This is a genomic window from Streptomyces sp. AK010 (assembly GCF_014207295.1).
Taxonomy (GTDB): Bacteria; Actinomycetota; Actinomycetes; order Streptomycetales; family Streptomycetaceae; genus Streptomyces; species Streptomyces massasporeus.
The window spans coordinates 264650-287563 of sequence record NZ_JACHCX010000006.1 but is presented as its reverse complement, the minus strand read 5'-3'; the positions used below and the strand labels follow the sequence as shown (position 1 = coordinate 287563).

Here is a 22914-nt window from a genome sequence, read left to right as displayed (position 1 = left end):
AGCGGCGGGTTCACGAACCGTGAGTGACGTGAACGGGGTCGGCGGCCGACCCCGTTCACGTGAATGAATGATCACGAGGGGTCACGGCGGACCGGGTCAGTGGATGATCCCGGTCCGCAGCGCCACCGCGACCATGCCGGCACGGTCGCCCGTGCCGAGCTTGCGGGCGATGCGGGCGAGGTGGCTCTTGACGGTCAGAGCGGACAGGCCCATCGAGACGCCGATCGCCTTGTTCGACTGGCCTTCCGCGACCAGCCGCAGCACCTCGACCTCGCGGCCGGACAGTTCGCGGTAGCCGCCCGGGTGGCTAGGGGCACCCGGGGGGCGGCGGTGCAGTCGCGCGGCGGCGGCGCCGATGGGGGCGGCGCCCGGCCGGGTGGGGAGCCCGATGTTGGTGCGCGTGCCGGTGACGACGTAACCCTTCACTCCGCCGGCGAGTGCGTTGCGCACGGCGCCGATGTCGTCGGCGGCGGAGAGGGCGAGCCCGTTGGGCCAGCCCGCGGCGCGGGTCTCCGACAGCAGGGTGAGGCCGGAGCCGTCCGGCAGGTGGACGTCGGCGACACAGATGTCGCGGGGGTTGCCGATGCGGGGACGAGCCTCCGCGATGGACGAGGCCTCGATGACGTCGCGCACACCGAGCGCCCACAGATGGCGGGTGACGGTGGAGCGGACGCGCGGGTCGGCCACGACCACCATGGCGGTCGGCTTGTTCGGGCGGTAGGCGACCAGGCTTGCGGGCTGCTCGAGGAGAACGGACACCAGGCCTCCTGGGGTGCGGGACGGGGCCGGCTCGTGGGGGTGAAGCCGGGACGAACCGTGCTTTCAAGGTCACATTCGTCTTCGGCACCGAACCCGTCCGCCTTTAGAGAATGATCACGATTCGGTGATAACAATCCGTGCAATTCGGACACGCGGTCGATCATTCGAAGGCGGGACGGTTTCGGTCTGCGTCGGTACGCGGCCGAAAGTGGCCGTATCGACAAAGTGATTCGGCCAAGAGGGGTACGCAGGTGTGATCGTCGACCGGACATGGTTGACCGCCCCGCACAAGGTCGATCAGTGCGGGGCGGTCGGGGGTCGATCAGAGGTCGTTCAGGGGGTTCGATCAGCGGGGCTGCGGTCCTCGTCGCTGGGGGAGTGTCACCACGGACGCGTCCCCGGGGCCGGCCGGGGGCAGCCCCGCGATCTGGGCCAGCAGGTCGCACCAGGCCGCCAGATGCGCGGCCGTGTCCGGGGCTCCGCCCGGACCCTCGCGCGGCGTCCAGGACGCACGGATCTCGATCTGCGAGGCGGCCGGGCGCGCGGACAGCCCGCCGAAGTAGTGGGAGCTCGCGCGCGTGACGGTGCCGCTCGGCTCCCCGTACGTCAGCCCGCGGGTCTGCAGCGCACCGGTCAGCCAGGACCAGCACACCTCCGGCAGCAGCGGGTCCGCCGCCATCTCCGGCTCCAGCTCCGCGCGCACCAGCGTCACCAGCCGGAAGGTGCCCCGCCAGGCGTCGTGCCCGGCCGGGTCGTGCAGCAGCACCAGCCGGCCGTCGGCCAGGTCCTGGTCGCCGTCGACGACCGCGGCCTCCAGCGCATAGCTGTGAGGAGCGAGCCGCCTCGGCGGTGGCGTCGGCTCGACCTCGATCTGGGGCCGCAGCCGCGCCGCCTTGAGCGCGTCGACGGCGGCCTGGAAGGCCGGCGGGGCGGAGTCCGCCTCCCGCCGGTCGTTCTCGGTGTCCTTCGCTTCGTCCATTCCGCCAGCGCCGTCCGACAGTGGTCCCTGAGCCGCAGCCATGCGGGAAGATTACGGGGACCGGAGCCCGGGTGCCGGGCTAGACACCCCGCCCCTCTCCCGGGGCTGAACAGTGCCGTCCGACGGCGTGCGAAACTTGGCCCGTGAGTGCCAACGACGCCCCCCGGGTCCAGCAGCCGTCCGCCCCGCACGACTCCGCCTTCCTCAAGGCCTGCCGGCGCGAGCCCGTGCCGCACACGCCGGTGTGGTTCATGCGGCAGGCCGGGCGCTCCCTGCCGGAGTACCGCAAGGTGCGCGAGGGCATCCCGATGCTCGAGTCCTGCATGCGTCCGGAACTGGTCACCGAGATCACGCTCCAGCCGGTGCGCCGGCACGGCGTGGACGCGGCGATCTACTTCAGCGACATCGTCGTCCCGCTCAAGGCCATCGGCATCGACCTCGACATCAAGCCCGGCGTCGGCCCGGTCGTCGAGCGCCCGATCCGCACCCGCGAGGACCTCGCGCAGCTGCGCGACCTCACCCCCGACGACGTCTCCTACGTCACCGAGGCCATCGGCCTGCTCACCGGCGAGCTCGGCGCCACGCCCCTCATCGGCTTCGCCGGCGCGCCCTTCACCCTCGCCAGCTACCTGGTCGAGGGCGGCCCGTCGCGCACGTACGAGAACGCCAAGGCGATGATGTACGGCGACCCCGAGCTGTGGGCCGACCTGCTCGACCGCCTCGCGGACATCACCGCCGCGTTCCTGAAGGTGCAGATCGAGGCGGGCGCCTCGGCGGTCCAGCTGTTCGACTCCTGGGCCGGTGCGCTGGCCCCCGTCGACTACCGGCGCTCGGTGCTGCCCGCGTCGGCGAAGGTCTTCCAGGCCGTGGCCGGGTACGGCGTGCCGCGCATCCACTTCGGTGTCGGCACCGGCGAGCTGCTGGGTCTCATGGGCGAGGCCGGCGCGGACGTCGTCGGCGTCGACTGGCGCGTCCCGATGGACGAGGCCGCCCGCCGCGTCGGCCCCGGCAAGGCGCTCCAGGGCAACCTCGACCCGACCGTGCTGTTCGCCTCGACGGAGGCCGTCGAGGCGAAGACGCTCGAGGTCCTGGACTCGGCGAAGGACCTCGAGGGCCACATCTTCAACCTCGGCCACGGCGTCATGCCGTCCACGGACCCGGACGCGCTGACGCGGCTCGTGGAGCACGTGCACACGCAGACCGCGCGCTGACGCGGGGTCCGATCGGCCGGTCCGCTGAACGCGGCCGTACGCGCGTGCGTATGTGTCGGCAACCGCCCGCGGCGCGGGGAAGGCGGGTCGCGGGGCCGACGTGAGGAACAGGCGATGAACGACCGAGTTACTCCCGCGATGCACGCACTGCCCGACGGTGAGGCGGAGCTGACGCTGGTGGTGCGGCTGCCCTGGGAGGACGTGGCCCGCCTGGGGCAGGATGCAGGGCGGCTGGCCACGCAGTTGCGGCGGCCCGTGACGCTGGAGGAGGCGGTGAGCCACCGGTTGCGGTCGACCCGGGTGGCCTCGCACGCGAAGCCGGCGGGGGAGCAGCCGCCGGCGGTGACGGCCGCTCCGGCGTCGGTGTCGTCGTTGCCGTCCCGGCCGCCGGCGGAGCAGGCCCGGCAGGCGATCGACCGGATCAACGGTACGGCCGGGACGGCGTAGGGCTTCGCCGTGGAGGGGCGGGGTACTTGCCCGCCCCTCCGCCACGCACCTCTACGACGAACCGCGCACCTTCGCCGCCGCCTTGCGGGCCGCCACCAGGACCGGGTCCCAGACCGGGGAGAACGGCGGGGCGTAGCCGAGGTCCAGGGCCGTCATCTGTTCCACCGTCATGCCCGCCGTGAGGGCGACCGCCGCGATGTCGACGCGTTTGCCCGCGCCCTCCCGGCCGACGATCTGCACGCCGAGGAGGCGGCCCGTGCGGTGTTCGGCGAGCATCTTGACCGTCATGGCGGAGGCGTTCGGGTAGTAGCCCGCGCGGCTGGTCGACTCGATGGTGACCGCCTCGAAGCGCAGGCCCACCCGGTGGGCGTCCTTCTCCCGCAGGCCCGTGCGGGCGATCTCCAGGTCGCAGACCTTGCTGACCGCCGTGCCGACCACGCCCGGGAAGGTCGCGTAGCCGCCGCCGACGTTGGTCCCGATGACCTGGCCGTGCTTGTTGGCGTGGGTGCCGAGCGGGATGTGCCGCTCCTGGCCCGAGACCAGGTCGAGGACCTCGACGCAGTCGCCGCCGGACCAGATGTCCTCGTGGCCGCGCACCCGCATCGAGCGGTCCGTGAGGAGACCGCCGTGCGGGCCGAGGGGGAGGCCGGCGGCATTCGCGAGGGCCGTCTCGGGGCGGACGCCGATGCCGAGCACGACGACGTCCGCCGGGAACTCGCGGTCCCGCGTGACCACGGCCCGCACCCGCCCGTCCTCGCCGGTCAGGATCTTCGTGACCTCGGCGTCGTTCACCATCGTGATGCCCAGGCCCTCCATGGCCTCGTGCACCAGGCGGCCCATGTCGGGGTCGAGGGTCGACATGGGCTCGCTGCCCCGGTTGACGACCGTCACCTCGTAGCCGCGGTTGATCAGCGCCTCGGCCATCTCCACGCCGATGTAACCGGCCCCGACGACCACCGCGCGCCGGCCCCGCGTGCCCTCCAGCGTGTCGAGGAGCGCCTGCCCGTCGTCCAGCGTCTGCACGCCGTGCACACCGGCCGCGTCGACCCCGGGCATGTCCGGCCGGATCGGCCGGGCGCCGGTCGCGATCACGAGTCGGTCGTACGACGTCCAGGACTCCTCGCCGGACTCCAGGTCACGCGCGCGGACGCGCTGCCCGTCGGGGTCGAGTTCCGTGACCTCGGTGCGCAGCCGCAGGTCGATGCCCCGGGCACGGTGCTCCTCGGGGGTGCGGGCGATGAGCTCGTCCCGTTCGCTGACGTCGCCGCCGACCCAGTAGGGGATGCCGCACGCCGAGTACGACGTGAAGTGGCCCCGTTCGAACGCCACGATCTCCAGCTCGTCGGGGCCCTTCAAGCGGCGGGCCTGCGACGCCGCGGACATGCCCGCGGCGTCGCCGCCGATGACGACCAGTCGCTCCCGTGTACGGCTCATGTTCATGCGAACACGCTACGGGAGCAGGGCATTTCAGTCCCTCTCACCCGGGGTTCGCGGCTGCGTCGCCTCCGGGGCCGGACGGGCCGTCGGCAGCGGACCCAGGGCGGTCGCCGTGGGCGCGGGAGCGGGGCGGCGCGGCAGGCGAGGGCGTACGACGCGCAGCCACAGCAGGACGATCAGTGCGGCCACCGCCGCGAACGGCAGGACCGCGCCGAAGGCGACGGCGAGCCAGCGCAGCATCGTCACGAAGGCGCTCCAGCCACCCGCGAGCGCGTCCACGAAGCCCGGGTCGTCGTCCTCGGCCGCCTTCTGCACCGGGGTCTCGGACAGCGACAGGGTGATGGTGGCCAGGCTGGTGCGGTCCTTCAGGGACTTCTGCCGGGCGAGCAGCGACTCCAGGTCGGCCTGGCGGGTGCTCAGCTCGCCCTCCAGGGTCACCACGTCGCTGAGCTTCGTGGCCCGGTCCATCAGCTCGCGGATCCGGGCCACGCTGGCGCGCTGCGTGGTGATGCGGCTCTCCACGTCCACGACCTGGTCGGTGACGTCCTCGGCCTTCGCGCTGCGGTCGAGGAGCTTGCCGGAGCCCTCCAGATCGGTGAGGACCTCGTCGTACTTCTCGACGGGCACGCGCAGCACGACCCGGGTGCGTTCGTGGCCCTCGGCGTCCCGGGTGGTCGTCTCGTTCCCGACGTAGCCGCCCGCGTTCTCCACGCCGGTGCGGGCCTGGTCCAGGGCCTTGGGGACGTCCTTGACCCGCACGGTCAGGGAGGCCGTGCGGATGATGTGGCTCGCGGCGAGCTTCGGCGGCGCCGTGGCCCTGGCGCCGCTGCCGGTGCCGCCCGGGGCGGCCTCGCTCGAGACGCCCTTGTCGTCCGCCCCGTGGTCGGCGGCGGCTCTGCTGCCGCCCGGGGCGTCGTCCCCGGCGCTGCACCCCGTGAGTGCGAGGGCGGCGGCCAGCAGGAGCGCGGCCAGGGCCGGGGCGGGGCGTCGTACGGATCGTCGTGTGCGCATGCGGGCATCCCCCGGGGTCGATTCTGCTGACGCTTCTTCGACGCCCGGACGGCGCCGATCGTTTGGCCGGGACGGTTCCGATGCGGTCACGGTCGGGACTCGTGGCGGACACCGGGGCGCGGCGGCGCTGCCGGTGGGGTCTGAGAGGCTGGGGGCATGCGCGAAGTTCAAGGGCAGGTCGTCGTCATCGGGGCGGGCATCGCGGGACTGGCCGCCGCACACCGGCTGCTGGAGCGCGGGGCGCGGGTGACCGTGCTGGAGGCGTCCGACCGCGTCGGCGGCAAGCTGCTGCCCGGGGAGGTCGCGGGGGCGCGCGTGGACCTCGGCGCCGAGTCGATGCTGGCCCGCCGCCCCGAGGCGGTGGCGCTGGCCCGCGCGGTGGGCCTCGCCGACCGCCTGCAGCCCCCCGCGACCGCCACGGCCTCCCTCTGGACCCGCGGCGCCCTGCGCCCCTTCCCCAAGGGGCATGTGATGGGCGTGCCCGGCACCGCGTCGGCCCTGGCCGGTGTGCTGTCCGAGGAGGGCCTCGCCCGCATCGAGCGGGACGCCGAACTGCCCCGCACCGAGGTCGGCGACGACGTGGCGGTGGGGGAGTACGTGGCGGAGCGCCTCGGCCGCGAGGTCGTCGACCGCCTGCTGGAGCCCATGCTGGGCGGGGTGTACGCGGGCGACGCGTACCGCATCTCCATGCGCTCGGCCGTCCCGCAGCTCTTCCAGGTGGCCCGGACCCACACCTCCCTGACGGAAGGGGTCCGCGAGCTCCAGGCCAAGGCGGCCGCCGCGCAGCAGACCGGCCCGGTGTTCATGGGCATCCGGGGTGGCATCGGCACCCTGCCCCTCGCGGTGGCCGACTCGGTCCGGGCACGCGGGGGCGAGATCCTCACCCGGACGCCGGTGACGGAGCTGCGTCGCACGCCCGAGGGCGGCTGGCGGGTCGGTTCCGGCGAGCGCGAGTGGCGGGCGGACGCCGTGGTCGTCGCCGTCCCCGCCCCGGTCGCCGCCCGGCTGCTGCGCGCCGAGACCCCCGGGGCCGCCGCCGAGCTCGACGCCGTCGAGTACGCCTCCATGTCCCTGGTCACCCTCGCCTACCGCCGCGACGAGACGGCCCTGCCCGACGGCAGCGGCTTCCTCGTGCCGCCGGTCGACGGGCGCACCATCAAGGCGTCCACGTTCGCCTCGCAGAAATGGGGCTGGATCGCCGACGACAACCCGGACCTGGTCGTCCTTCGCACCTCCGTCGGACGGTACGGCGAGACGGAGATCCTCCGGCGCGACGACAGCGAGCTGGTCGAGGTCTCCCGGCACGACCTGAAGGCGGCGACCGGCCTGGACGCCACGCCCGTCGCCACCCGCGTCACCCGCTGGGACGGCGGCCTGCCCCAGTACCCCGTCGGCCATCACGCCCGCGTCGCCCGCATCCGCGAGCACATCGCCCGGCTCCCCGGCCTCGCCGTCTGCGGCGCCCCGTACGACGGCGTCGGCATCCCGGCCTGCATCGCCAGTGCGTACGCGGCCGTGGACCAGGTCCGCGGACACACGGGCGGTGTGGAGGAGCTCACCGCCCACCCGGTGCAGAGCCTGCACGGCGGGGCGGGAGAATGACAAGCATGAGTGACGACGCCTCCACCACGGCCTCCAGCGCCGCGCCCGACCGCATCGCGAACAAGGGCAAGCTGGCCAAGGACCTCAACGAGGTCATCCGCTACACGCTCTGGTCCGTCTTCAAGCTGAAGGACGTCCTCCCCGAGGACCGCGCCGGGTACGCCGACGAGGTCCAGGAGCTGTTCGACCAGCTCGCCGCCAAGGATGTGACCATCCGCGGCACCTACGACGTCTCGGGCCTGCGCGCCGACGCCGACCTCATGATCTGGTGGCACGCGGAGACCAGCGACGCGCTGCAGGAGGCGTACAACCTCTTCCGCCGGACGAAGCTGGGCCGCGCCCTGGAGCCCGTCTGGTCGAACATGGCGCTGCACCGCCCCGCCGAGTTCAACCGCTCGCACATCCCGGCGTTCCTCGCCGACGAGACGCCCCGCAACTACGTGAGCGTCTACCCCTTCGTGCGGTCCTACGACTGGTACCTGCTGCCCGACGAGGACCGCCGCCGCATGCTCGCCGACCACGGCAAGATGGCCCGCGGCTACCCGGACGTGCGCGCCAACACCGTCGCCTCGTTCTCCCTCGGCGACTACGAGTGGATCCTCGCCTTCGAGGCCGACGAGCTGTACCGCATCGTCGACCTCATGCGTCACCTGCGCGCCTCGGAGGCCCGGATGCACGTCCGCGAGGAGGTGCCGTTCTACACGGGCCGCCGCAAGGACATCGCCGAGCTGGTCGCCTCCCTGGCCTGATCAGCGGATGCGTCGCCCGGCCCCGGACCGGTCCGGGGCCGTCGGCTTCGGCTCGGCGTGCGGGGCGCACTGCGCGCTGCGTCCCGGCAGCCGGCCCTCCAGCAGATACGCCTCCATGTGCCCGTTGACGCAGGCGTTCGGGCCGCCCACCAGCCCGTGGGCGCCGGCGTCCCGCTCCGTCACCAGCACCGAGCCCGCCAGGCGGTCGTGGAGTTCGAGGGCGCCGTCGTACGGTGTGGCGGCGTCGCGCTCGGCGGCCAGGATGAGGGTCGGCGGCAGTTCGCCCGGCCCGGCGCCGACGTCGAGCGGTCGCTGCCGGGGGGCCCGCCAGTAGGCGCACGGCAGGTTCGCCCACACGTTGTCCCAGGTCTCGAAGGGGGCCACCCGCGCGAGCCGGGTGTTGTCCCGGTCCCACACCTTCCACTCCGTGGGCCAGGGGGCGTCGTTGCACTCGACGGCCACATAGACCGCGCGGGAGTTCTCCGCCTCGGCCGCCGCTTCCGGGTGCTGCTCCATCTGCTCGATCAGGGGCTTCGGATCACCCTTGAGGTACGCCGACAGCGCGTGCGCGCGGTGCGGCCACTGGTCGTCGTAGGAGGCGGCCTGCAGGAACGCTCCGTGCAACTGCCCCGGCCCGACCTTTCCGCCCGCCGGCTCGGCGGCCAGCCTCGCGCTCGCCCGCTCGTAACTGCGCAGCACCTCCCGCTCCGTCGCGCCCAGACCGTACACGTCGTCGTGCCGGGCGATCCACTCCCGGACGTCCCGCCAGCGGTCCTCGAACGCCGCCGACTGGGCCAGGTTGTTGCGGTACCAGATCCGCCCGGGACCGGGGTGGACCACCGAGTCGAACACCATCCGCCGGACGTGCGCGGGGAACAGCGTCGCGTACAGGGCACCGAAGTAGGTGCCGTACGACGAGCCCATGGAGGTCAGCCGCTCCTCGCCGAGCGCGGCGCGCAGCACGTCGAGGTCGCGGGCGTTGTTCAGCGAGTGGTAGTGCCGCAGCGCGTCGCCGTTCCGCTCGGCGCAGCCTCGCGCGTACGCCCTGGCCTTCGCGATGCGCTCCCTCTTGTACGCCTCCGAGGGGTGGGCCGGCGCCTGCGAGGGCCCGGTGAAGAACTGCTTCGGGTCCTTGCACGACAGCGGTGCCGAACGGCCGACCCCGCGCGGGGCGTAGCCGACGAGGTCGTACGCGGCGGCGATCCGCTTCCACTCGGGGAGCAGGCCGGTGAGCGGGAAGTACAGGCCGGTGGCACCGGGACCGCCCGGGTTGTGGACGAGGGCGCCCTGCCGGAGGACCTCGTGCTTGTCGTTCTGCGGGTCCTTCCGCGTGGCCCGGGCCCTGCTGACGGACAGTTCGATCTGCCGGCCGTCCGGGCGGGCGTAGTCGAGCGGGACGCTCACCGTGCCGCACTGCATGCGGCCCGGCAGGTCCTGCGCGTCGGGGCACGGGCCGAAGTCGACACCGGCCGCCTTCGCGCGCGCGGCGGCCACGGCGGTGCCGCGTAGCTCGGCCGCGCCCGTCCGGTCCTCGGCGTCCGGGGCCCCGGTGAGGGCGCTCAGCAGCAAGGACCCCGCGGCCGAACAGAGGAGGGCGGCTCTCATCGCGTATCCCTTCGGTGCACGGTGGCGACGAAAGGGATGTTTCGTTCGGGCGGAGGGGAAGGCAAGCACCGTCGGCCGGTGTCGGGCCCCAGGCCCCCGAGCGCCCCCGGTCGGTCAGTCGTGCGCCTCGCGGTGCGCGAACGCGGCGCGCAGGTCCGGTTCGCCGATCGCGCGCACGCCTCGTACGGCCACCGAGGTGAGGTACGTACGGTCGTCGGCGGCGCCGTCCGCGGTGTGGGTCAGCGCGCCGAGCAGCCGCCGGCCGGCCGGGGAGGCCCAGCGCGAGTAGGGGTGGATCTCGACCCGGGCGACGGCCAGGCAGCTCAGGTTCAGGGCGAGCGGCAGCGCGAACCACAGGGCGACCAGGTGCCGGGGCATGTCCGGCGGAAGCGGCGTCAGCAGCGCGGCCACGCCCAGCCCGAGGACGGCGACGGCCGCGACGCGCACCTGCCGGACGGCCGTGGCGACCGTCGTGCGGGCACTGTCCGGCACGGCGAGCCCCGCGCGCACCAGCCCCTCGGCGATCCCGCGCACCGGGTCCGCCGCGGCGGCCGTGGCCCGCACCGGCGCGATACGGCACTGCCCCTCGGGACCGATGGCTCCTATCACCGACCGCTCCATCTCGTCCCGCCCGCGCGGGTCGACGACGGTCGCCCAGCCGGTGTGGGCCAGGAGCAGCCGGCGCTGGCGGGCCATGGCGACCAGGGTCACGTCGGCGACCCGCCGGGGGCCGCCGGAAAGGAACGCCGCCTCGTACAGCGTGAGTTCACGCCCCCGGCCGGTGTCCGCGTCCACGGCCGCCGCGCGCACGGCGGCCAGACACAGGCGCGTGCACGCCGTGCCGGCCACGGCCCAGGCCGCCAGCAGGAAAAGAACCCAGAGCATATGTTGTTTGTATGTGACACGGTCCCGAAAACACCATGCCTCGTTCACAATCCGGACGGAGTGTTGTCGGTACGTGACGTTCCGTTTTGGTCCGGTGGCGGGCTGTAGGCGGGTGGCGGGAGCGTGTAGTCCGGCGAGGGCGACGACGGCGGCGGCACGACCGTCCCCGGGCCGGCGGCCGGGGGAGCGCTGCCGCCGGCCAGGGCGTCGAAGTCGACGTGACCCGTGGTCTCCAGGACCTTGATGTGGTCGAGGGCGGTCGTGTTGGCCTCGTCGGCGAGCTCGCGCACCGGCGAGTTGCGGGTGCTCGCGCGGACCTGGGCGACGACCGGGAACACCTTGCCGTGCGCCAGCCGCGGGATGGTGGCGAACTCGCGGTCGTAGTCCTCGCCCTGTGCCGCGTCGAGGCGGTCCAGCCGCTGCTTCTGCTGCTCGCTGGGCTCGTCGGGCAGGGGGAGGCCGAGCCGGGCGGCGACGTCGCGGACCCGCTCGCCCAGGAATCGGTGCCCCTCGACGAGGTGCCGGCCCGCCGTCCGCACGGCCGGCATGGTCCCCTTCGCCTGCGCCTGCCGCCCTGCCGGCAGCTCCCACAACCCGGCCGGCCGCTCCTTCGTGAGGAAGTCCTGGTCGAGCGCGGAGAGCGGGCCGTGGCTCGTCTGCAGGATGTGGGCGCTCAGTGCGTTCGGCGCGGCCTCCGGCTGGTCCGTGTACGACCAGAGCGGGAAGGCCGGCGCGGCGAGCGTCGCCGCCAGGCACGTGACGATGAGCCCTGTGCCGCTGAAGACGCCTCGGCCCTTGACGGGAGGTCGCGGTCGAAGCGTGGTACCTCCTGATACGGCACCGCAGGCCAGTGCGCTCCGGGTGCCGGGTTGACACGTTACTTCCGGGTCTACGTCAACTGCCGTACAGGGAGGAATGGTTGGTTCGGGGGTGAGCGGGGGCAAATGCGAGACACGATATGAGAGACGTACTGGCGCAAAGAGGAGGAATTCCTCCACCTCATGCCTCGCACGTCATCCGGGTGTTGGCCCCGGCACACTCGGGCGCGCGCGCCGGGGCCGCGCGACTAGCCCACCCGGGTCCTCTGGGCGGCCCGGACACCGTCGCGGCGGTGTGCCCCGTGGCCGCCGCCCGCCCGATGGGCCATGTTGCTGACCGTCGAGCCGATCGGGCTCCGGCCGGACGCGAAGGAGGCCCCGCGGTGGGTGAGCTGTACATCGACGGCGAGTGGACACAGGCGGCGGCCGGTGGCCGGCGCGAGGTGGTCAACCCCTACGACGCCTCGGTCGTCACCACCGTCGACGAGGCCGACGCCGCCGACGTCGACCGCGCCGTGCGCGCAGCCCGGCGCGCCTTCGCCGAGGAGGACTGGGCGGGCGCCCCCTCCCGCCGCCGCGCCGACCTGCTGATGCGCGTCCACGACCTGCTGCTGCGCGACCGCGAGGACATCGCCCGCACGGAGACGCTCGACACCGGCAAGACGCTCACCGAGGCCCGCATCGACGTGGAGGACGTGGCGAACGCCTTCCGCTACTTCGCCGAACTCGCGGGCAAGGACGGCGGCCGGGTCGTCGATGTCGGCCCGGACGTCCTCAGCCGGGTCGTCTATCAGCCGGTCGGCGTGTGCGCGCTCATCGCCCCGTGGAACTACCCGCTGCTCCAGGCCTCCTGGAAGGTCGCCCCGGCGCTGGCCGCCGGCAACACCTTCGTCCTCAAGCCCAGCGAGACCACCCCGCTCACCACCATCACCATGATCCGGCTCATCGAGGAGGCCGGCGCCCCGCCCGGCGTCGCCAACCTCGTGCTCGGCTCCGGGGCGACCGTGGGCGCGGCCCTGACCGGCCACCCCGACGTCGACCTGGTCTCCTTCACCGGCGGCCTGAACACCGGCCGGGCCATCATGGCCGCCGCCGCCGAGGGGCCGCGGAACATCGCCCTGGAACTGGGCGGCAAGAACCCCAACATCGTCTTCGCCGACGCCGACTTCGACGCCGCCGTCGACTACGCCCTCGACGCCGCCTTCCTGCACTCCGGGCAGGTCTGCTCGGCCGGTTCACGCCTGCTCGTCGAGGACTCCCTGCACGACCGGTTCGTCGAGGCCTACGCCGAGCGCGCCCGGGCGATCCGGCTCGGCAACGGCCTGGAGGAGGGCACCGAGAGCGGCCCGCTCAGCTCCGCCGAGCACCGCGAGAAGGTCGAGGGCTACATCGCCGTCGCCAAGGAGGAAGGCGCCCGGCTCGTCACCGGAGGCACCCGCCCCGACGACCCCGCCCTCGCCCACGGCTTCTTCCTGCTGCCGACGATCTTCGCCGACTGCGACCGCTCCATGCGCATCGTCCAGGAGGAGGTCTTCGGCCCGGTCGTCACCGTCGAACGCTTCCGCACCGAGGACGAGGCGGTGGAACTGGCCAACGACACCCGCTACGGCCTCGCCGGCGGCGTGTGGACCTCCGACGCCAGCCGTGCCCAGCGCGTCGCCCAGCGGCTGCGGCACGGCACCGTGTGGATCAACGACTTCCACCCCTACGTACCGCAGGCCGAGTGGGGCGGCTTCGGCCGCTCCGGCGTCGGACGCGAGCTCGGCCCGACGGGACTGCGCGAGTACCAGGAGGCCAAGCACATCTACCAGAACCTCGCCCCCGCCCCCTCCGGCTGGTTCAAGGGCTGACCGGACACACCCCACCGTCCGCCCGAGGCACGACGACCACCGAAGAAAGGCACCGCATGGCCACCACCCCCGCGCACGGCGCCGAGTCCGCCTACGACTACGTCATCGTCGGCGGCGGCACCGCCGGCTGTGTGCTCGCCGCCCGGCTCAGCGAGGACCCCGACTGTCGCGTCTGCGTCATCGAGGGCGGCCCCAGCGATGTCGGCGACGAGCGCATCCTGCGCCTGCGCAACTGGATCAACCTGCTCGGCTCGGAGTTCGACTACGGCTACACCACCGTCGAGCAGCCGCGCGGCAACTCGCACATCCTGCACTCCCGGGCCCGGGTGCTCGGCGGCTGCTCCTCGCACAACACCCTGATCAGCTTCCTGCCGCTGCCGCAGGACCTCGACGACTGGGTGAAGCACGGCTGCACCGGCTGGGACCCGGCGACGATCCTGCCCTACCGCGACCGGCTGCTCACGCAGATCGTCCCGGTGGCCGAGGCCGACCGCAATCCCATCGCCAAGGACTTCGTCACCGCCGCCTCCCGCTCCCTCGGCGTCCCCGTCGTCGACGACTTCAACGCCGAACCCTTCGCCGACGGCACCGGCTTCTTCTCGCTGGCCTACCAGCCGGAGGGCAACCTGCGCTCCTCCGCGTCCGTGGCCTACCTCCACCCGGTGCTCGACCGGCCCAACCTCACGCTGAGGCTGGAGACCTGGGCCCACCGGCTGATCCCCGACGCGTCGGGCCGGCTCACCCGGGTCGCCGTCCGGGGCGCCGACGGCGAACCCGCCACCGTGCGCGCCGAGCGCGAACTCCTCCTCTGCGCGGGCGCCATCGACACCCCGCGCCTGCTGATGCTCTCCGGCATCGGCCCGGCCGACGACCTGCGCGCCCTGGGCATCGAGGTACGGGCCGACCTGCCCGGCGTCGGGGAGAACCTGCTGGACCACCCCGAGTCCGTGATCGTCTGGGAGACCGCCGGGCCGCTGCCGCCCAACTCCGCGATGGACTCCGACGCCGGCCTGTTCCTGCGCCGCGACAAGGGTCAGCCGCGCCCCGACCTGATGTTCCACTTCTACCAGGTGCCGTTCACCGTCAACACCGAACGCCTGGGCTACCCCGTACCGCGGCACGGGGTGTGCATGACGCCGAACGTGCCGCGGGCCCGCTCCACCGGCCGCATGTGGCTGCGCAGCAACAACCCCGCCGAGCACCCCGCCCTGGACTTCCGGTACTTCACCGACCCCGAGGGCCACGACGAGCGCACCATCGTCGACGGCCTCAAGGTGGCCCGCGAGGTCGCCGCGACCGACCCGCTGCGCGACTGGCTCGTCCGCGAGGTCGCACCCGGCCCGGACGTCGTCTCCGACGCCGACCTGTCGGAGTACGGCCGCCGCGCGGCCCACACCGTCTACCACCCGGCCGGCACCTGCCGGATGGGCGCGGCGGACGACCCGGGGGCCGTCTGTGACCCCGAGCTGAGACTGCGCGGTTTCGAGGGCGTGCGGATCGTCGACGCGTCGGTGTTCCCGACGATGCCCACCATCAACCCGATGGTGACCGTGCTGCTCGCCGCCGAGCGGGCCGCCGACCTGATCACCGCGGAACGAGGGGCACGACGATGACCGGTACGCAGCCCCCCGCACCGGCGTCCGGCGCCCCCTCGGGGGAGCAGGGCTCCGAGTTCCGCAAGGACATGGGCCCCTGGGCCAACTTCGCCCTCGGCTTCACCTACCTCTCCCCGGTGGTCAGCACCTACACCCTCTTCGGCATCGCGATCGTCGACGGCGGGCCGCCGATGATCTGGGCGTTCGTGCTGGCCGGCTGCGGCCAGTTCCTCGTCGCGCTGATCTTCGGCGAGATCGTCGCCCAGTACCCGATCGCGGGCGGTGTCTACCCCTGGGCCCGTCGGCTGTGGGGCAAGCGCTGGGCGTGGATGACCGGCTGGGTGTACATGTGGGCGCTGCTGGTGACCATCACCTCCGTCGCGTACGGCGCCGGCCCCTACATCGCCATCCTCTTCGGCTTCGACGCCACCGTGCACACCACCGTGCTGTGCACCGCCGTGCTCATCGTCGTCGCCATCCTCATCAACTACATGGGCACCAAGGCGCTGTCGGCGGCGGCGCTCATCGGTTTCGCCGGCGAGCTCATCGGAGCCCTCGTCGTCGGCGTCTACCTGCTGGTCACCCACCGGCACCACGGCCTCGGCGTCATCTTCGACACCTACGGGGTCGAGGGAGACGGCTCCTACCTGCCGGCGTTCCTGGCGGCCGCCATCATCGGCCTCTACCAGTACTACGGCTTCGAGGCGTGCGGTGACACCGCCGAGGAGGTCGCCCACCCGGGCCGGGTCATCCCCCGCGCGATGCGCCGCACCATCTACATCGGCGGCGCGGCGGCCACGTTCACCTGCATGTCGCTGCTGCTGTCGGTCACGGACTTCAACGCGATCATCTCGGGCGAGGTGGCCGACCCGGTGGTGGACGTGCTGTACGACGCCATGGGCGAGACCGGGGCCCGGCTGGTGATGGCCGTGGTGCTGATCTCCTTCCTGTCCTGCACGATCAGCCTCCAGGCCGCGGCCGGGCGGCTCATCTACTCCTACGCCCGGGACGAGATGATCGTCGGACACCGGCTGCTGCGGCGGTTCGTCCACGCCCGTGCGGTGCCGAGCTGGGCGCTGTTCGTGTCCGCGGCGGTGCCGCTGCTCATCGCCTTCGCCTCACTGCTCTCCGAGGACGCCCTCACCAACATCGTCTCGTTCGCGATCCTCGGCATCTACGGCTCGTTCCAGATGGTGGTCCTGGCCGCACTGCGCGCCCGGCTCAAGGGCTGGAAACCGGCGGGGGAGTTCACCCTGGGCCGCTGGGGCCTCACGGTGAACATCGCCGCGCTGGCCTACGGCATCCTCGCCATCATCAACATCTGCTGGGCCCGCACCCCGGAGAAGTCCTGGTGGGAGAACTGGATCGTCCTGTTGTGCGGCGGCGTGGTGGTCGGAACGGGTCTCATCTACATGCTCACGACGCACCACTACGGCCGGGGCGAAGCGCTGGCCGGTGACGCCGTACCGGAGAAGCAGCTCTCTGCTTCCGGAGAGACAGAGGCGAAGTGACCGGCTGACGTGCCGACCGCGGCCTGGCCGGGGCCCTCACCGCCGCAGCAGGACCCTGCGCGTGGCGCGAGCCAGCCGGTCGGCCGGGCGGCGGGAGCGCGGCCTCGGGCCCGACCGCTCCAGCCACCACTGCCGCAGCTCCCGCCGCGCGCGCGTGTCCCCGGGGCGCCCGGTGGACAGCAGGTGCTCGGCGAAGGTGAGGGCGTCGCGCCGGTAGCCGTCGGTCATCGGGTGGCTCTGGGCGTAACCGAGGAACGCACTGCGGTACTCCGCCCCGAGGATCACCGGCAGTTCGGGGGCGACCTTCGCCACGACGTCCGCCCGCTTGGCCGCGAGCGCCCGGGCCTGCACACCGACCCGCGCCCGGTCGAACCCCTCGGGCACGGGCGTCCCCGCGACCAGCGCCGACAGCAGCGCCGCCTGCGCCAGCCCGAGCCGCTGCCGGGCCTCGTCGGCACCCTCTTGAGGGGGCAGGCCGAAGGCGCCCCGTGTCGCCCCGGCCGCCCCGGTCTCATCGCCCCGCCGTGCGGCGCCGGCCCCTGCCGGTGCCTCGCCGCGGGCACCCTCCCGCCGCGTGGCCCGGACCCCGACGAGCGGCTCACCGTCGCCGCCCCGGGCCTCGCCCGGCCGTCCGAGGGCGGCCGCCCCGGCGGCGGCCGAGCGGAGTTCCGTCTTCACGCGTTCGACAGCGCCGGCCTCCCATGCCCGGCGGATCGTGCCCAGCTCGTTCTCCAGCTCCGCCGGTTCCGGGAAGTCCTCGTCCCGTTCCAGGAGGACACCCGGAGGCGAGACGCGCGAGGCGAGGTCCGTCAGGATGTCGAGGACCGGCCGGGGGACCGGGTGGGCGTGGCTGTCGTGCCAGACGCCGTCGCGTTCGACACCGCCCGCGACATGGACGTAGGCGATGGCCTCCAACGGGAGCTCCGCGAGGGCCTTGGACGGGTCCTCGCCGCGGTTGACGTGGTTGGTGTGCAGGTTGGCCACGTCGATGAGGAGGCGGACGCCCGTGCGGTCGGCGAGGTCGTAGAGGAACTGGCCCTCCGTCATCTCCTCGCCCGGCCAGCAGATCAGCGCGGCGATGTTCTCGACGGCCAGCGGCACCGGCAGCGCGTCCTGCGCGATCCGTACGTTCTCGCACAGGACGTCCAGGGCGTCCCGGGTCCGCGGGACGGGCAGCAGATGGCCCGCCTCCAGGCGCGGGGACGCCGTCAGCGGCCCACCCGCCCGTACGAACGCGATGTGTTCGGTGATCAGCGGGGAGCCCAGCGCCTCCGCGCGCTCGGCCAGCGCGGTCAGCCGTCCCGCGTCGGGCCGGTCCGCGCCCCCGAGGCCGAGCGAGACGCCGTGCGGCACCACGGTGACGCCGCGCTCGCGCAGCCGCCGCAGCGAGTCGGGCAGGTGCCCGGGGCAGACGTTCTCGGCCACCGCCTCGACCCAGTCGATCCCCGGCATCCGCTCCACGGCGTCCGCGATCTCCGGCCGCCACCCGATGCCCGTCCCCAGTCGCTCCATCGTCCCCTCCTCCACCCGGCCCGTTCCTCGAACGTGAGGGGGGTATGGCCCAGCCGCCGGCCCCCGAACCGCGCCCGGCCCTCCTTCAGAGCAACATTTGAGGTTTGCGGGTCCCGCTCCCCGTTCCACCGACGGACGTACACGGTCGCGGCCCGCCCCGATTCGACGTGGACCGGACCCATGCCCGAAGGCAGCGAGCAGCCCCACCACCGCGCGCGGAAGCGGGAACCGGCATCGGGGTCGGCCGGTGTGCGCCGGCTGCGGATCGGGGCCGGAGCCCTGCTCGTGGTGGCGGCACGGCCCACTTCCTGCTGCCGCTGGAAGGGCTCGGCGCCGACCGGCCCTGGCTCGGCCGGCCGCTGCTCGTGATCTGCCTGGCGCTCGTCGCCGCGCTGCTGCTGCGCCAGGTGCGCGACGTCGTGCTGGAGAGGCCGCAGGCCCGCTCGGGCATCATGATCTCGATGCTGATGTGCCTGGCGGTGCTGGTGTTCTCGTCCGGCTCCTACGCACTGGCCCGGCAGCCGGGCCAGTTCACCGGTTTGCACACCCGGGTCGACGCGCTGTACTGCACCGTCGTCACCCGCGGGTCGACGCGCTGTACTTCACCGTCGTCACCCGCGGGTCGACGCGCTGTACTTCACCGTCGTCACCCCCGCGACCGTCGGCTACGGCGACGTCACCCCGCGCGGGCAGGAGGCCCGGCTGGTGACCGTCACTCAGGTCGTGTACACGTTCGTCTTCCTCACGGCGGCGGCCACCGCGCTGTCCCGCCGGCCGCACAGCGTGGTCGCCGCGCGCGACCGGCGCCCGCCGCCGTCCTGACCGGCAGGTTCTTACACGGGGCGGGAGCCGCGGTAGTTGAACACCGACCAGAGGACGAACAGGCCGGTCACGATCATGATGATCGACCAGAACGGCTGGTACGGCAGCCAGAGGAAGTTCGCGATCAGCGCCAGGCCGACCACGACGGCGCTCGCGACCCGGGCCCAGTCGGCTCCGGTGAACAGGCCCAGCCCGGCCACCACCACGAGCACGCCGACGATGAGGTGGATCCAGCCCCACGCGGTCAGGTCGAACTCGAAGGAGTACTGGCCGAAGCTCGTGTACACCTCGTCGCCCGCGATCGCCGCGATGCCCTGGAGCACCGCGAAGAGGCCGTAGACGACCATCAGGACGCCCCCGAGGACGAGACCCCCGGCCGCCCAGTCGCCGGAATCGCCCCCGCCGGAGCCGTCGGGCGTCCGGTCACCGGGGGTGGGCGGGGCGGGGGGAGGGGGTGCGGCGCTGGTCATGGCTGCCTCCGGGGTCGGGTCTGCTGGTAACCCCACTGGAGCACTCGTCCGGGACCGGCGCGCTTGTGACTACTCCGAACGGGTGGACGCCGCGCGGCCGGACCCGTGCGGCTCCCGGCGCAGCGCCGGGTGGTCCGCGACGACCGTGCACGAGCCGGGCGCGATCTCCGTGAACCCCGCGTCGCGCACCAACGGAAGCCCGGTGCCGGTCAGTTCGGACCAGCGGGTCGCCTCGGCCGTCCGGACGGCGAGCGGGAACCCCGCGTCGCGCCAAGCGGTCCGCTCCTCGTCGGACAGCTCCCACCAGGCCAGTTGTGCGGCGTGACCGGCCTGGGCCATGGCCTTGCCGGCCGACATGCCGAGGTCGGGGTTCAGCCACAGCACGGGGGCGGCGGGGTGCGCGTCCACCGGCGGCTCCGGGTCGTCGAGGTCGGTGCCGGACACCTGGAGTTTGGCCAGGTCCTTGGGCCAGCCGTCCAGCGGGACGGGCGGGAAGACCCGCACCTCGGCCGACTTGCCGGTGACCGTGATGCCGGGCAGCGCCTCGGCACGCCGCCACTCCGCGCCCCGTGCCCGCCGCACCACCTTGCGGATCCTGGCGTCCTGCCAGTCCCGCATCGCCCCGGCCCACTCGCCCTCACCGGCCGACCGCTCGTCGGCCAGGATCGTCAGCACGGCCCGAGCGGACGTCTCCAGCGCGTCCGTGCGCGCCGGCGGCTGCGCCTTCTCGATCCGCACGACCAGCGGCAGCACGAACTGCGGTGCCTCGTCGCGCGCCGAGGGTTCGGACCGGAAGGGACTGCCGCTCACGGGCGTCGGGTCTTCGCTCACGAAACCCAGTGTGCCAGCCGGGAGATCGTGCGGGACGGCCGCGTGCGATGCGCCGGTCACCCGCGGATCACCATGAACAGGCGGTGCGCTGCGCCTCCTGCCACTCGCAGAAGGGGCAGAGCGTGATGCCCTTGTACGACTCGGGGTGCTCCGTCGGCTCCCGGCACAGCACGCTCCCCCACTCTCGGCTGCGCTCGGGCGGGGGCCCCATCGCGTACGGCGGGCCGTCCGCCAGGGGCGGCCTGGTCGCGTCGATCAGGCAGGAGTCGTCGTCGCTCATACGTCCGGCGTGGGTCCGGGGCGTGCCGTCAGAGGTCCCGCTGTTCCAGGGGTTTGGTCGCCGGGCCCTGGATCACCTTGCCGTCGGTGTCGAAGCGGGAGCCGTGGCAGGGGCATTCCCAGGCGCGTTCGGCGGCGTTGAAGTCGACCAGGCAGCCCAGGTGGGTGCAGCGGGCGGAGACGGCGTGGAAGCCGCCGTCCTCGTCCCGGTACACCGCGACCCGGTGGCCGTCGGCCCGGACCACGGCGCCCTCGCCGGGCGGCAGGGACTCAACCGGCGGGGAGGGCCGCAGCCGGTCGCCCACGAAGTGCCCGGCGACCTTGGCCTGCGTCTTGAGCAACGCCGGCGCCTCACGCACCGCGGTCTTCAGCCGGCGCGGATCGTACAGCCCGCTCCACTCGCACTCCTCGCCCGTGATCTGCGCGGTCAGCAGCCGGCCGGCCATGATGCCGCCGGTCATGCCCCAGCCGCCGAAGCCGGTGGCGACGTACGCGTGCCGGGCACCGGGGTGCAGCGGGCCGACCATCGGCACGGTGTCCGTGGGCTCGGTGTCCTGCGTGGCCCACCGGTGGGTGACCTCCAGGTCCGGGAAGTGGCCGGTGGCCCAGGCGGTGAGACGTTCGAGACGGGCCCGCGGGTCGGAGGTGCCCGGCGTGAAGTGCTCACCGGTGACGATGAGCAACCGCCGGTCGCCCTCGAGGGGCGCGGTGCGCACCGAGCGGGTGTCCTCGTCGGGCGTGATGAACATGCCGTCCGGGTCCTGGCCGACGGGGATCGTCCCGGCGACGACCAGTTCGCGACGCGTGGACAGACGGGCGAACAGCAGGGCCCGGTCGAAGATCGGGTAGTGCGTCGCGACGACGACGTCCCGGGCCCGGACGGTCGCGCCGGTCGCGGTCGACAGCCTGCACGGCTCGCCCTCGTCCAGGCCGAGGACGGTGGTGTCCTCGAAGATCCGCCCGCCGCGTTCGACCAGGTCGGCGGCGAGGGCCAGCAGGTACTTGCGCGGATGGAACTGGGCCTGGCCGGTGACCTCGACCGCGCCCGCCACGGGGAAGGGCAGCCCGGTCTCCGTCACGAACGAGGCGGGCAGCCCGGCCTCGGCCGCGGCCTCCGCCTCGGCGCGCAGTTCCGCCACCCGGCCCGGGTCGCGCGCGTAGGTGTAGGCGCTCCTCGTCTCCCACTCGCAGTCGACGCCCAGTTCCTCCGCGATCCGGGCCGCGCGCCCGATCGCCTCGGACTGGGAACGGGCGTAGAGCCGAGCGCCCTCGGGGCCGCGGGTGCGCCGCAGCTTGTCGTAGACGAGTGTGTGCAGCGCGGTGACCTTGGCGGTGGTGTGCCCGGTGACGCCGGCCGCGACCCGCCCGGCCTCCAGCACGGCCACGCTCCGCCCGGCCCGCGTCAGCTCCCACGCCGTGCTCAGGCCGGCGATCCCGGCGCCGATCACGGCCACGTCGACGTCCAGATCCCCGTCCAGTGCCGGGTGGTGGCCGTCCGGTGCGGTCTCGAGCCAGTACGAGCTGCTGACCTGGTGTTCTTCGCCCATGGCCGGCGAGTACCCCCGTGCGTGCGCTTCAGTGTCGGGCGGGTCGCTTTACAGCGGGGGCGGGCAGGACTAACGTACAACCAAATGGTTGTAGATAAGCCGAGCGACGAGACGGTGGACCTGCTGTTCCACGCCCTGGCCGACACCACGCGCCGGGACATACTGCGCCGCTGCGTGCGGGAAGAGCTGTCCGTGTCCCGGCTGGCCGAGGCCTACCCGATGAGCTTCGCCGCGGTGCAGAAGCACGTCGCGGTGCTGGAGCGGGCGGGTCTGGTCACCAAGCAGCGCAGCGGACGGGAGCAGCGCGTGCGCACCGACCCCGACGCGGTGGGCCGCGCGCGCCAGGCCCTGGACGAACTCGAGTCGGCGTGGCGCGGGCGGGTGGACCGGATGGCCCGGCTCCTCGCCGAGGACCCCGGGACCGACGAGAACGACACGACGGAAGGACCCGAGCGATGAGTGTCACCAGTGTCGACAAGGACCTCGACACCCTCACCCTCACCCTGATCGCCGACTTCGCCGCCCCGGTCGAGCGGGTGTGGCGGCTGTGGGCCGACCCCCGGCAGCTGGAGCGCTGGTGGGGTCCGCCGGCCTACCCGGCGACCGTGGAGGAGCACGACCTCACCCCCGGCGGAGAGGTCACCTACTTCATGACCGGCCCGGAGGGCGACCGGTACCGCGGCTGGTGGCGGATCACCTCGGTCAGCGAGCCGACGGCCCTGGAGTTCACCGACGGCTTCGCCGACGACGGCGGCAAGCCCAAGGACGACATGCCGACCATGTCCGTGACGGTGCGGCTCAGCGCCCGCGACGGCGGCACGCGCATAGAGATGCGCTCCCTGTTCGGCTCCCGCGAACAGATGGAGCAGATGGTCTCCATGGGCATGGAGGAGGGCCTGAAGGAGGCCGTCGGCCAGATCGACGCCCTGCTGGCCGCCTGACGGAGCGCTCAGGACTGCCCCGGCGGCCGTTGTCGGCGCTCGTCCACGTCGAG

22 protein-coding genes are annotated in these 22914 nt (G+C 73.3%); 10 read left to right on the top strand and 12 right to left on the bottom strand.

From position 1 onward, the window contains the following. Nucleotides 1-96: 96 nt before the first annotated feature. Together HDC93_RS14630 and HDC93_RS14625 are read right to left on the bottom strand one after the other, a co-directional pair. A complete protein-coding gene (locus HDC93_RS14630) occupies nucleotides 97-759 on the bottom strand; it encodes a response regulator transcription factor (RefSeq protein ID WP_043444816.1) in 663 nt (220 codons plus the stop codon). Between the two features lie 346 nt (nucleotides 760-1105). After that, a complete protein-coding gene (locus tag HDC93_RS14625; protein WP_185010873.1) occupies nucleotides 1106-1780 on the bottom strand; it encodes a DUF3000 domain-containing protein in 675 nt (224 codons plus the stop codon). A gap of 101 nt (nucleotides 1781-1881) precedes the next feature. Here HDC93_RS14625 and hemE point away from each other — a divergent pair, with 101 nt between their 5' ends. Both hemE and HDC93_RS14615 read left to right on the top strand, forming a co-directional pair. After that, nucleotides 1882-2949 carry a uroporphyrinogen decarboxylase gene (gene hemE / locus HDC93_RS14620; protein ID WP_185010871.1) on the top strand — a complete coding sequence of 356 codons (1068 nt, stop codon included), beginning with the start codon at nucleotides 1882-1884 and terminating at the stop codon, nucleotides 2947-2949. A 114-nt stretch (nucleotides 2950-3063) separates the two neighbouring features. Then, entirely contained in the window at nucleotides 3064-3396 is a 333-nt protein-coding gene (locus HDC93_RS14615; protein WP_031109274.1) for a hypothetical protein, read from the top strand. A 51-nt stretch (nucleotides 3397-3447) separates the two neighbouring features. Here HDC93_RS14615 and HDC93_RS14610 read toward each other — a convergent pair whose 3' ends face one another. Together HDC93_RS14610 and HDC93_RS14605 are read right to left on the bottom strand one after the other, a co-directional pair. After that, nucleotides 3448-4836 carry an FAD-dependent oxidoreductase gene (locus tag HDC93_RS14610; protein WP_185010869.1) on the bottom strand — a complete coding sequence of 463 codons (1389 nt, stop codon included), beginning with the start codon at nucleotides 4834-4836 and terminating at the stop codon, nucleotides 3448-3450. A gap of 27 nt (nucleotides 4837-4863) precedes the next feature. Beyond that, a complete protein-coding gene (locus tag HDC93_RS14605) occupies nucleotides 4864-5844 on the bottom strand; it encodes a DUF4349 domain-containing protein (RefSeq protein ID WP_185010867.1) in 981 nt (326 codons plus the stop codon). Nucleotides 5845-6000: 156 nt separating this feature from the next. On the opposite strand from HDC93_RS14605, the gene hemG reads away from it, so the two are divergent. Beyond that, entirely contained in the window at nucleotides 6001-7446 is a 1446-nt protein-coding gene (gene hemG, locus HDC93_RS14600) for a protoporphyrinogen oxidase (RefSeq protein ID WP_185010865.1), read from the top strand. Between the two features lie 5 nt (nucleotides 7447-7451). After that, on the top strand, nucleotides 7452-8195 hold the full coding sequence (gene hemQ, locus HDC93_RS14595; RefSeq protein WP_031112661.1) for a hydrogen peroxide-dependent heme synthase: 744 nt from the start codon (nucleotides 7452-7454) through the stop codon (nucleotides 8193-8195). On the opposite strand, the gene HDC93_RS14590 is transcribed toward hemQ, so the two are convergent. The 3 genes from HDC93_RS14590 to HDC93_RS14580 form a co-directional block, all read right to left on the bottom strand. Beyond that, the gene (locus HDC93_RS14590; protein WP_185010863.1) at nucleotides 8196-9800 is read right to left on the bottom strand and encodes an alpha/beta hydrolase; all 1605 of its coding nucleotides are present in this window, start codon (nucleotides 9798-9800) and stop codon (nucleotides 8196-8198) included. 114 nt (nucleotides 9801-9914) lie between these two features. Then, nucleotides 9915-10685: a TIGR04222 domain-containing membrane protein gene (locus HDC93_RS14585; RefSeq protein ID WP_185010861.1), complete on the bottom strand. Its 771-nt coding sequence runs from the start codon at nucleotides 10683-10685 to the stop codon at nucleotides 9915-9917. A 44-nt stretch (nucleotides 10686-10729) separates the two neighbouring features. Continuing rightward, nucleotides 10730-11536 carry a DUF4142 domain-containing protein gene (locus tag HDC93_RS14580; protein WP_185011069.1) on the bottom strand — a complete coding sequence of 269 codons (807 nt, stop codon included), beginning with the start codon at nucleotides 11534-11536 and terminating at the stop codon, nucleotides 10730-10732. Between the two features lie 350 nt (nucleotides 11537-11886). Here HDC93_RS14580 and HDC93_RS14575 point away from each other — a divergent pair, with 350 nt between their 5' ends. From HDC93_RS14575 to HDC93_RS14565, 3 genes are read left to right on the top strand one after another with little or no spacing between them, the layout of a single operon-like run. Further along, nucleotides 11887-13353: an aldehyde dehydrogenase family protein gene (locus tag HDC93_RS14575; protein WP_185010859.1), complete on the top strand. Its 1467-nt coding sequence runs from the start codon at nucleotides 11887-11889 to the stop codon at nucleotides 13351-13353. A gap of 56 nt (nucleotides 13354-13409) precedes the next feature. Beyond that, a complete protein-coding gene (locus HDC93_RS14570; RefSeq protein WP_185010857.1) occupies nucleotides 13410-14966 on the top strand; it encodes a GMC family oxidoreductase in 1557 nt (518 codons plus the stop codon). Continuing rightward, nucleotides 14963-16459 carry an APC family permease gene (locus HDC93_RS14565; protein ID WP_185010854.1) on the top strand — a complete coding sequence of 499 codons (1497 nt, stop codon included), beginning with the start codon at nucleotides 14963-14965 and terminating at the stop codon, nucleotides 16457-16459. Before HDC93_RS14570 ends, HDC93_RS14565 begins: the two co-directional genes overlap by 4 nt. 36 nt (nucleotides 16460-16495) lie before the next feature. Here HDC93_RS14565 and HDC93_RS14560 read toward each other — a convergent pair whose 3' ends face one another. Continuing rightward, nucleotides 16496-17971 carry a DUF692 domain-containing protein gene (locus HDC93_RS14560; RefSeq protein ID WP_185010852.1) on the bottom strand — a complete coding sequence of 492 codons (1476 nt, stop codon included), beginning with the start codon at nucleotides 17969-17971 and terminating at the stop codon, nucleotides 16496-16498. 630 nt (nucleotides 17972-18601) lie between these two features. On the opposite strand from HDC93_RS14560, the gene HDC93_RS39655 reads away from it, so the two are divergent. Continuing rightward, nucleotides 18602-18793, top strand: coding sequence for an ion channel (locus HDC93_RS39655; RefSeq protein WP_398985126.1), 192 nt, complete (start codon nucleotides 18602-18604; stop codon nucleotides 18791-18793). Between the two features lie 11 nt (nucleotides 18794-18804). Here HDC93_RS39655 and HDC93_RS14550 read toward each other — a convergent pair whose 3' ends face one another. From HDC93_RS14550 to HDC93_RS14535, 4 genes are all read right to left on the bottom strand, one after another. Beyond that, nucleotides 18805-19263, bottom strand: coding sequence for a hypothetical protein (locus HDC93_RS14550; protein WP_185010850.1), 459 nt, complete (start codon nucleotides 19261-19263; stop codon nucleotides 18805-18807). Between the two features lie 69 nt (nucleotides 19264-19332). Then, nucleotides 19333-20094, bottom strand: a complete 762-nt coding sequence (locus HDC93_RS14545; RefSeq protein ID WP_185010848.1) for a peptidyl-tRNA hydrolase — start codon at nucleotides 20092-20094, stop codon at nucleotides 19333-19335. Between the two features lie 67 nt (nucleotides 20095-20161). Further along, nucleotides 20162-20374 (bottom strand): hypothetical protein, encoded by a 213-nt coding sequence (locus HDC93_RS14540; protein ID WP_185010846.1) that lies wholly within the window; start codon nucleotides 20372-20374, stop codon nucleotides 20162-20164. Between the two features lie 28 nt (nucleotides 20375-20402). Further along, the gene (locus HDC93_RS14535) at nucleotides 20403-21920 is read right to left on the bottom strand and encodes an FAD-dependent oxidoreductase (RefSeq protein ID WP_185010844.1); all 1518 of its coding nucleotides are present in this window, start codon (nucleotides 21918-21920) and stop codon (nucleotides 20403-20405) included. A gap of 84 nt (nucleotides 21921-22004) precedes the next feature. Here HDC93_RS14535 and HDC93_RS14530 point away from each other — a divergent pair, with 84 nt between their 5' ends. Together HDC93_RS14530 and HDC93_RS14525 are read left to right on the top strand one after the other, a co-directional pair. Continuing rightward, on the top strand, nucleotides 22005-22379 hold the full coding sequence (locus tag HDC93_RS14530; RefSeq protein WP_185010842.1) for a metalloregulator ArsR/SmtB family transcription factor: 375 nt from the start codon (nucleotides 22005-22007) through the stop codon (nucleotides 22377-22379). After that, nucleotides 22376-22861, top strand: a complete 486-nt coding sequence (locus tag HDC93_RS14525; protein WP_185010840.1) for an SRPBCC domain-containing protein — start codon at nucleotides 22376-22378, stop codon at nucleotides 22859-22861. The genes HDC93_RS14530 and HDC93_RS14525 overlap by 4 nt, the downstream gene beginning before the upstream one ends. Nucleotides 22862-22914: the final 53 nt, after the last annotated feature.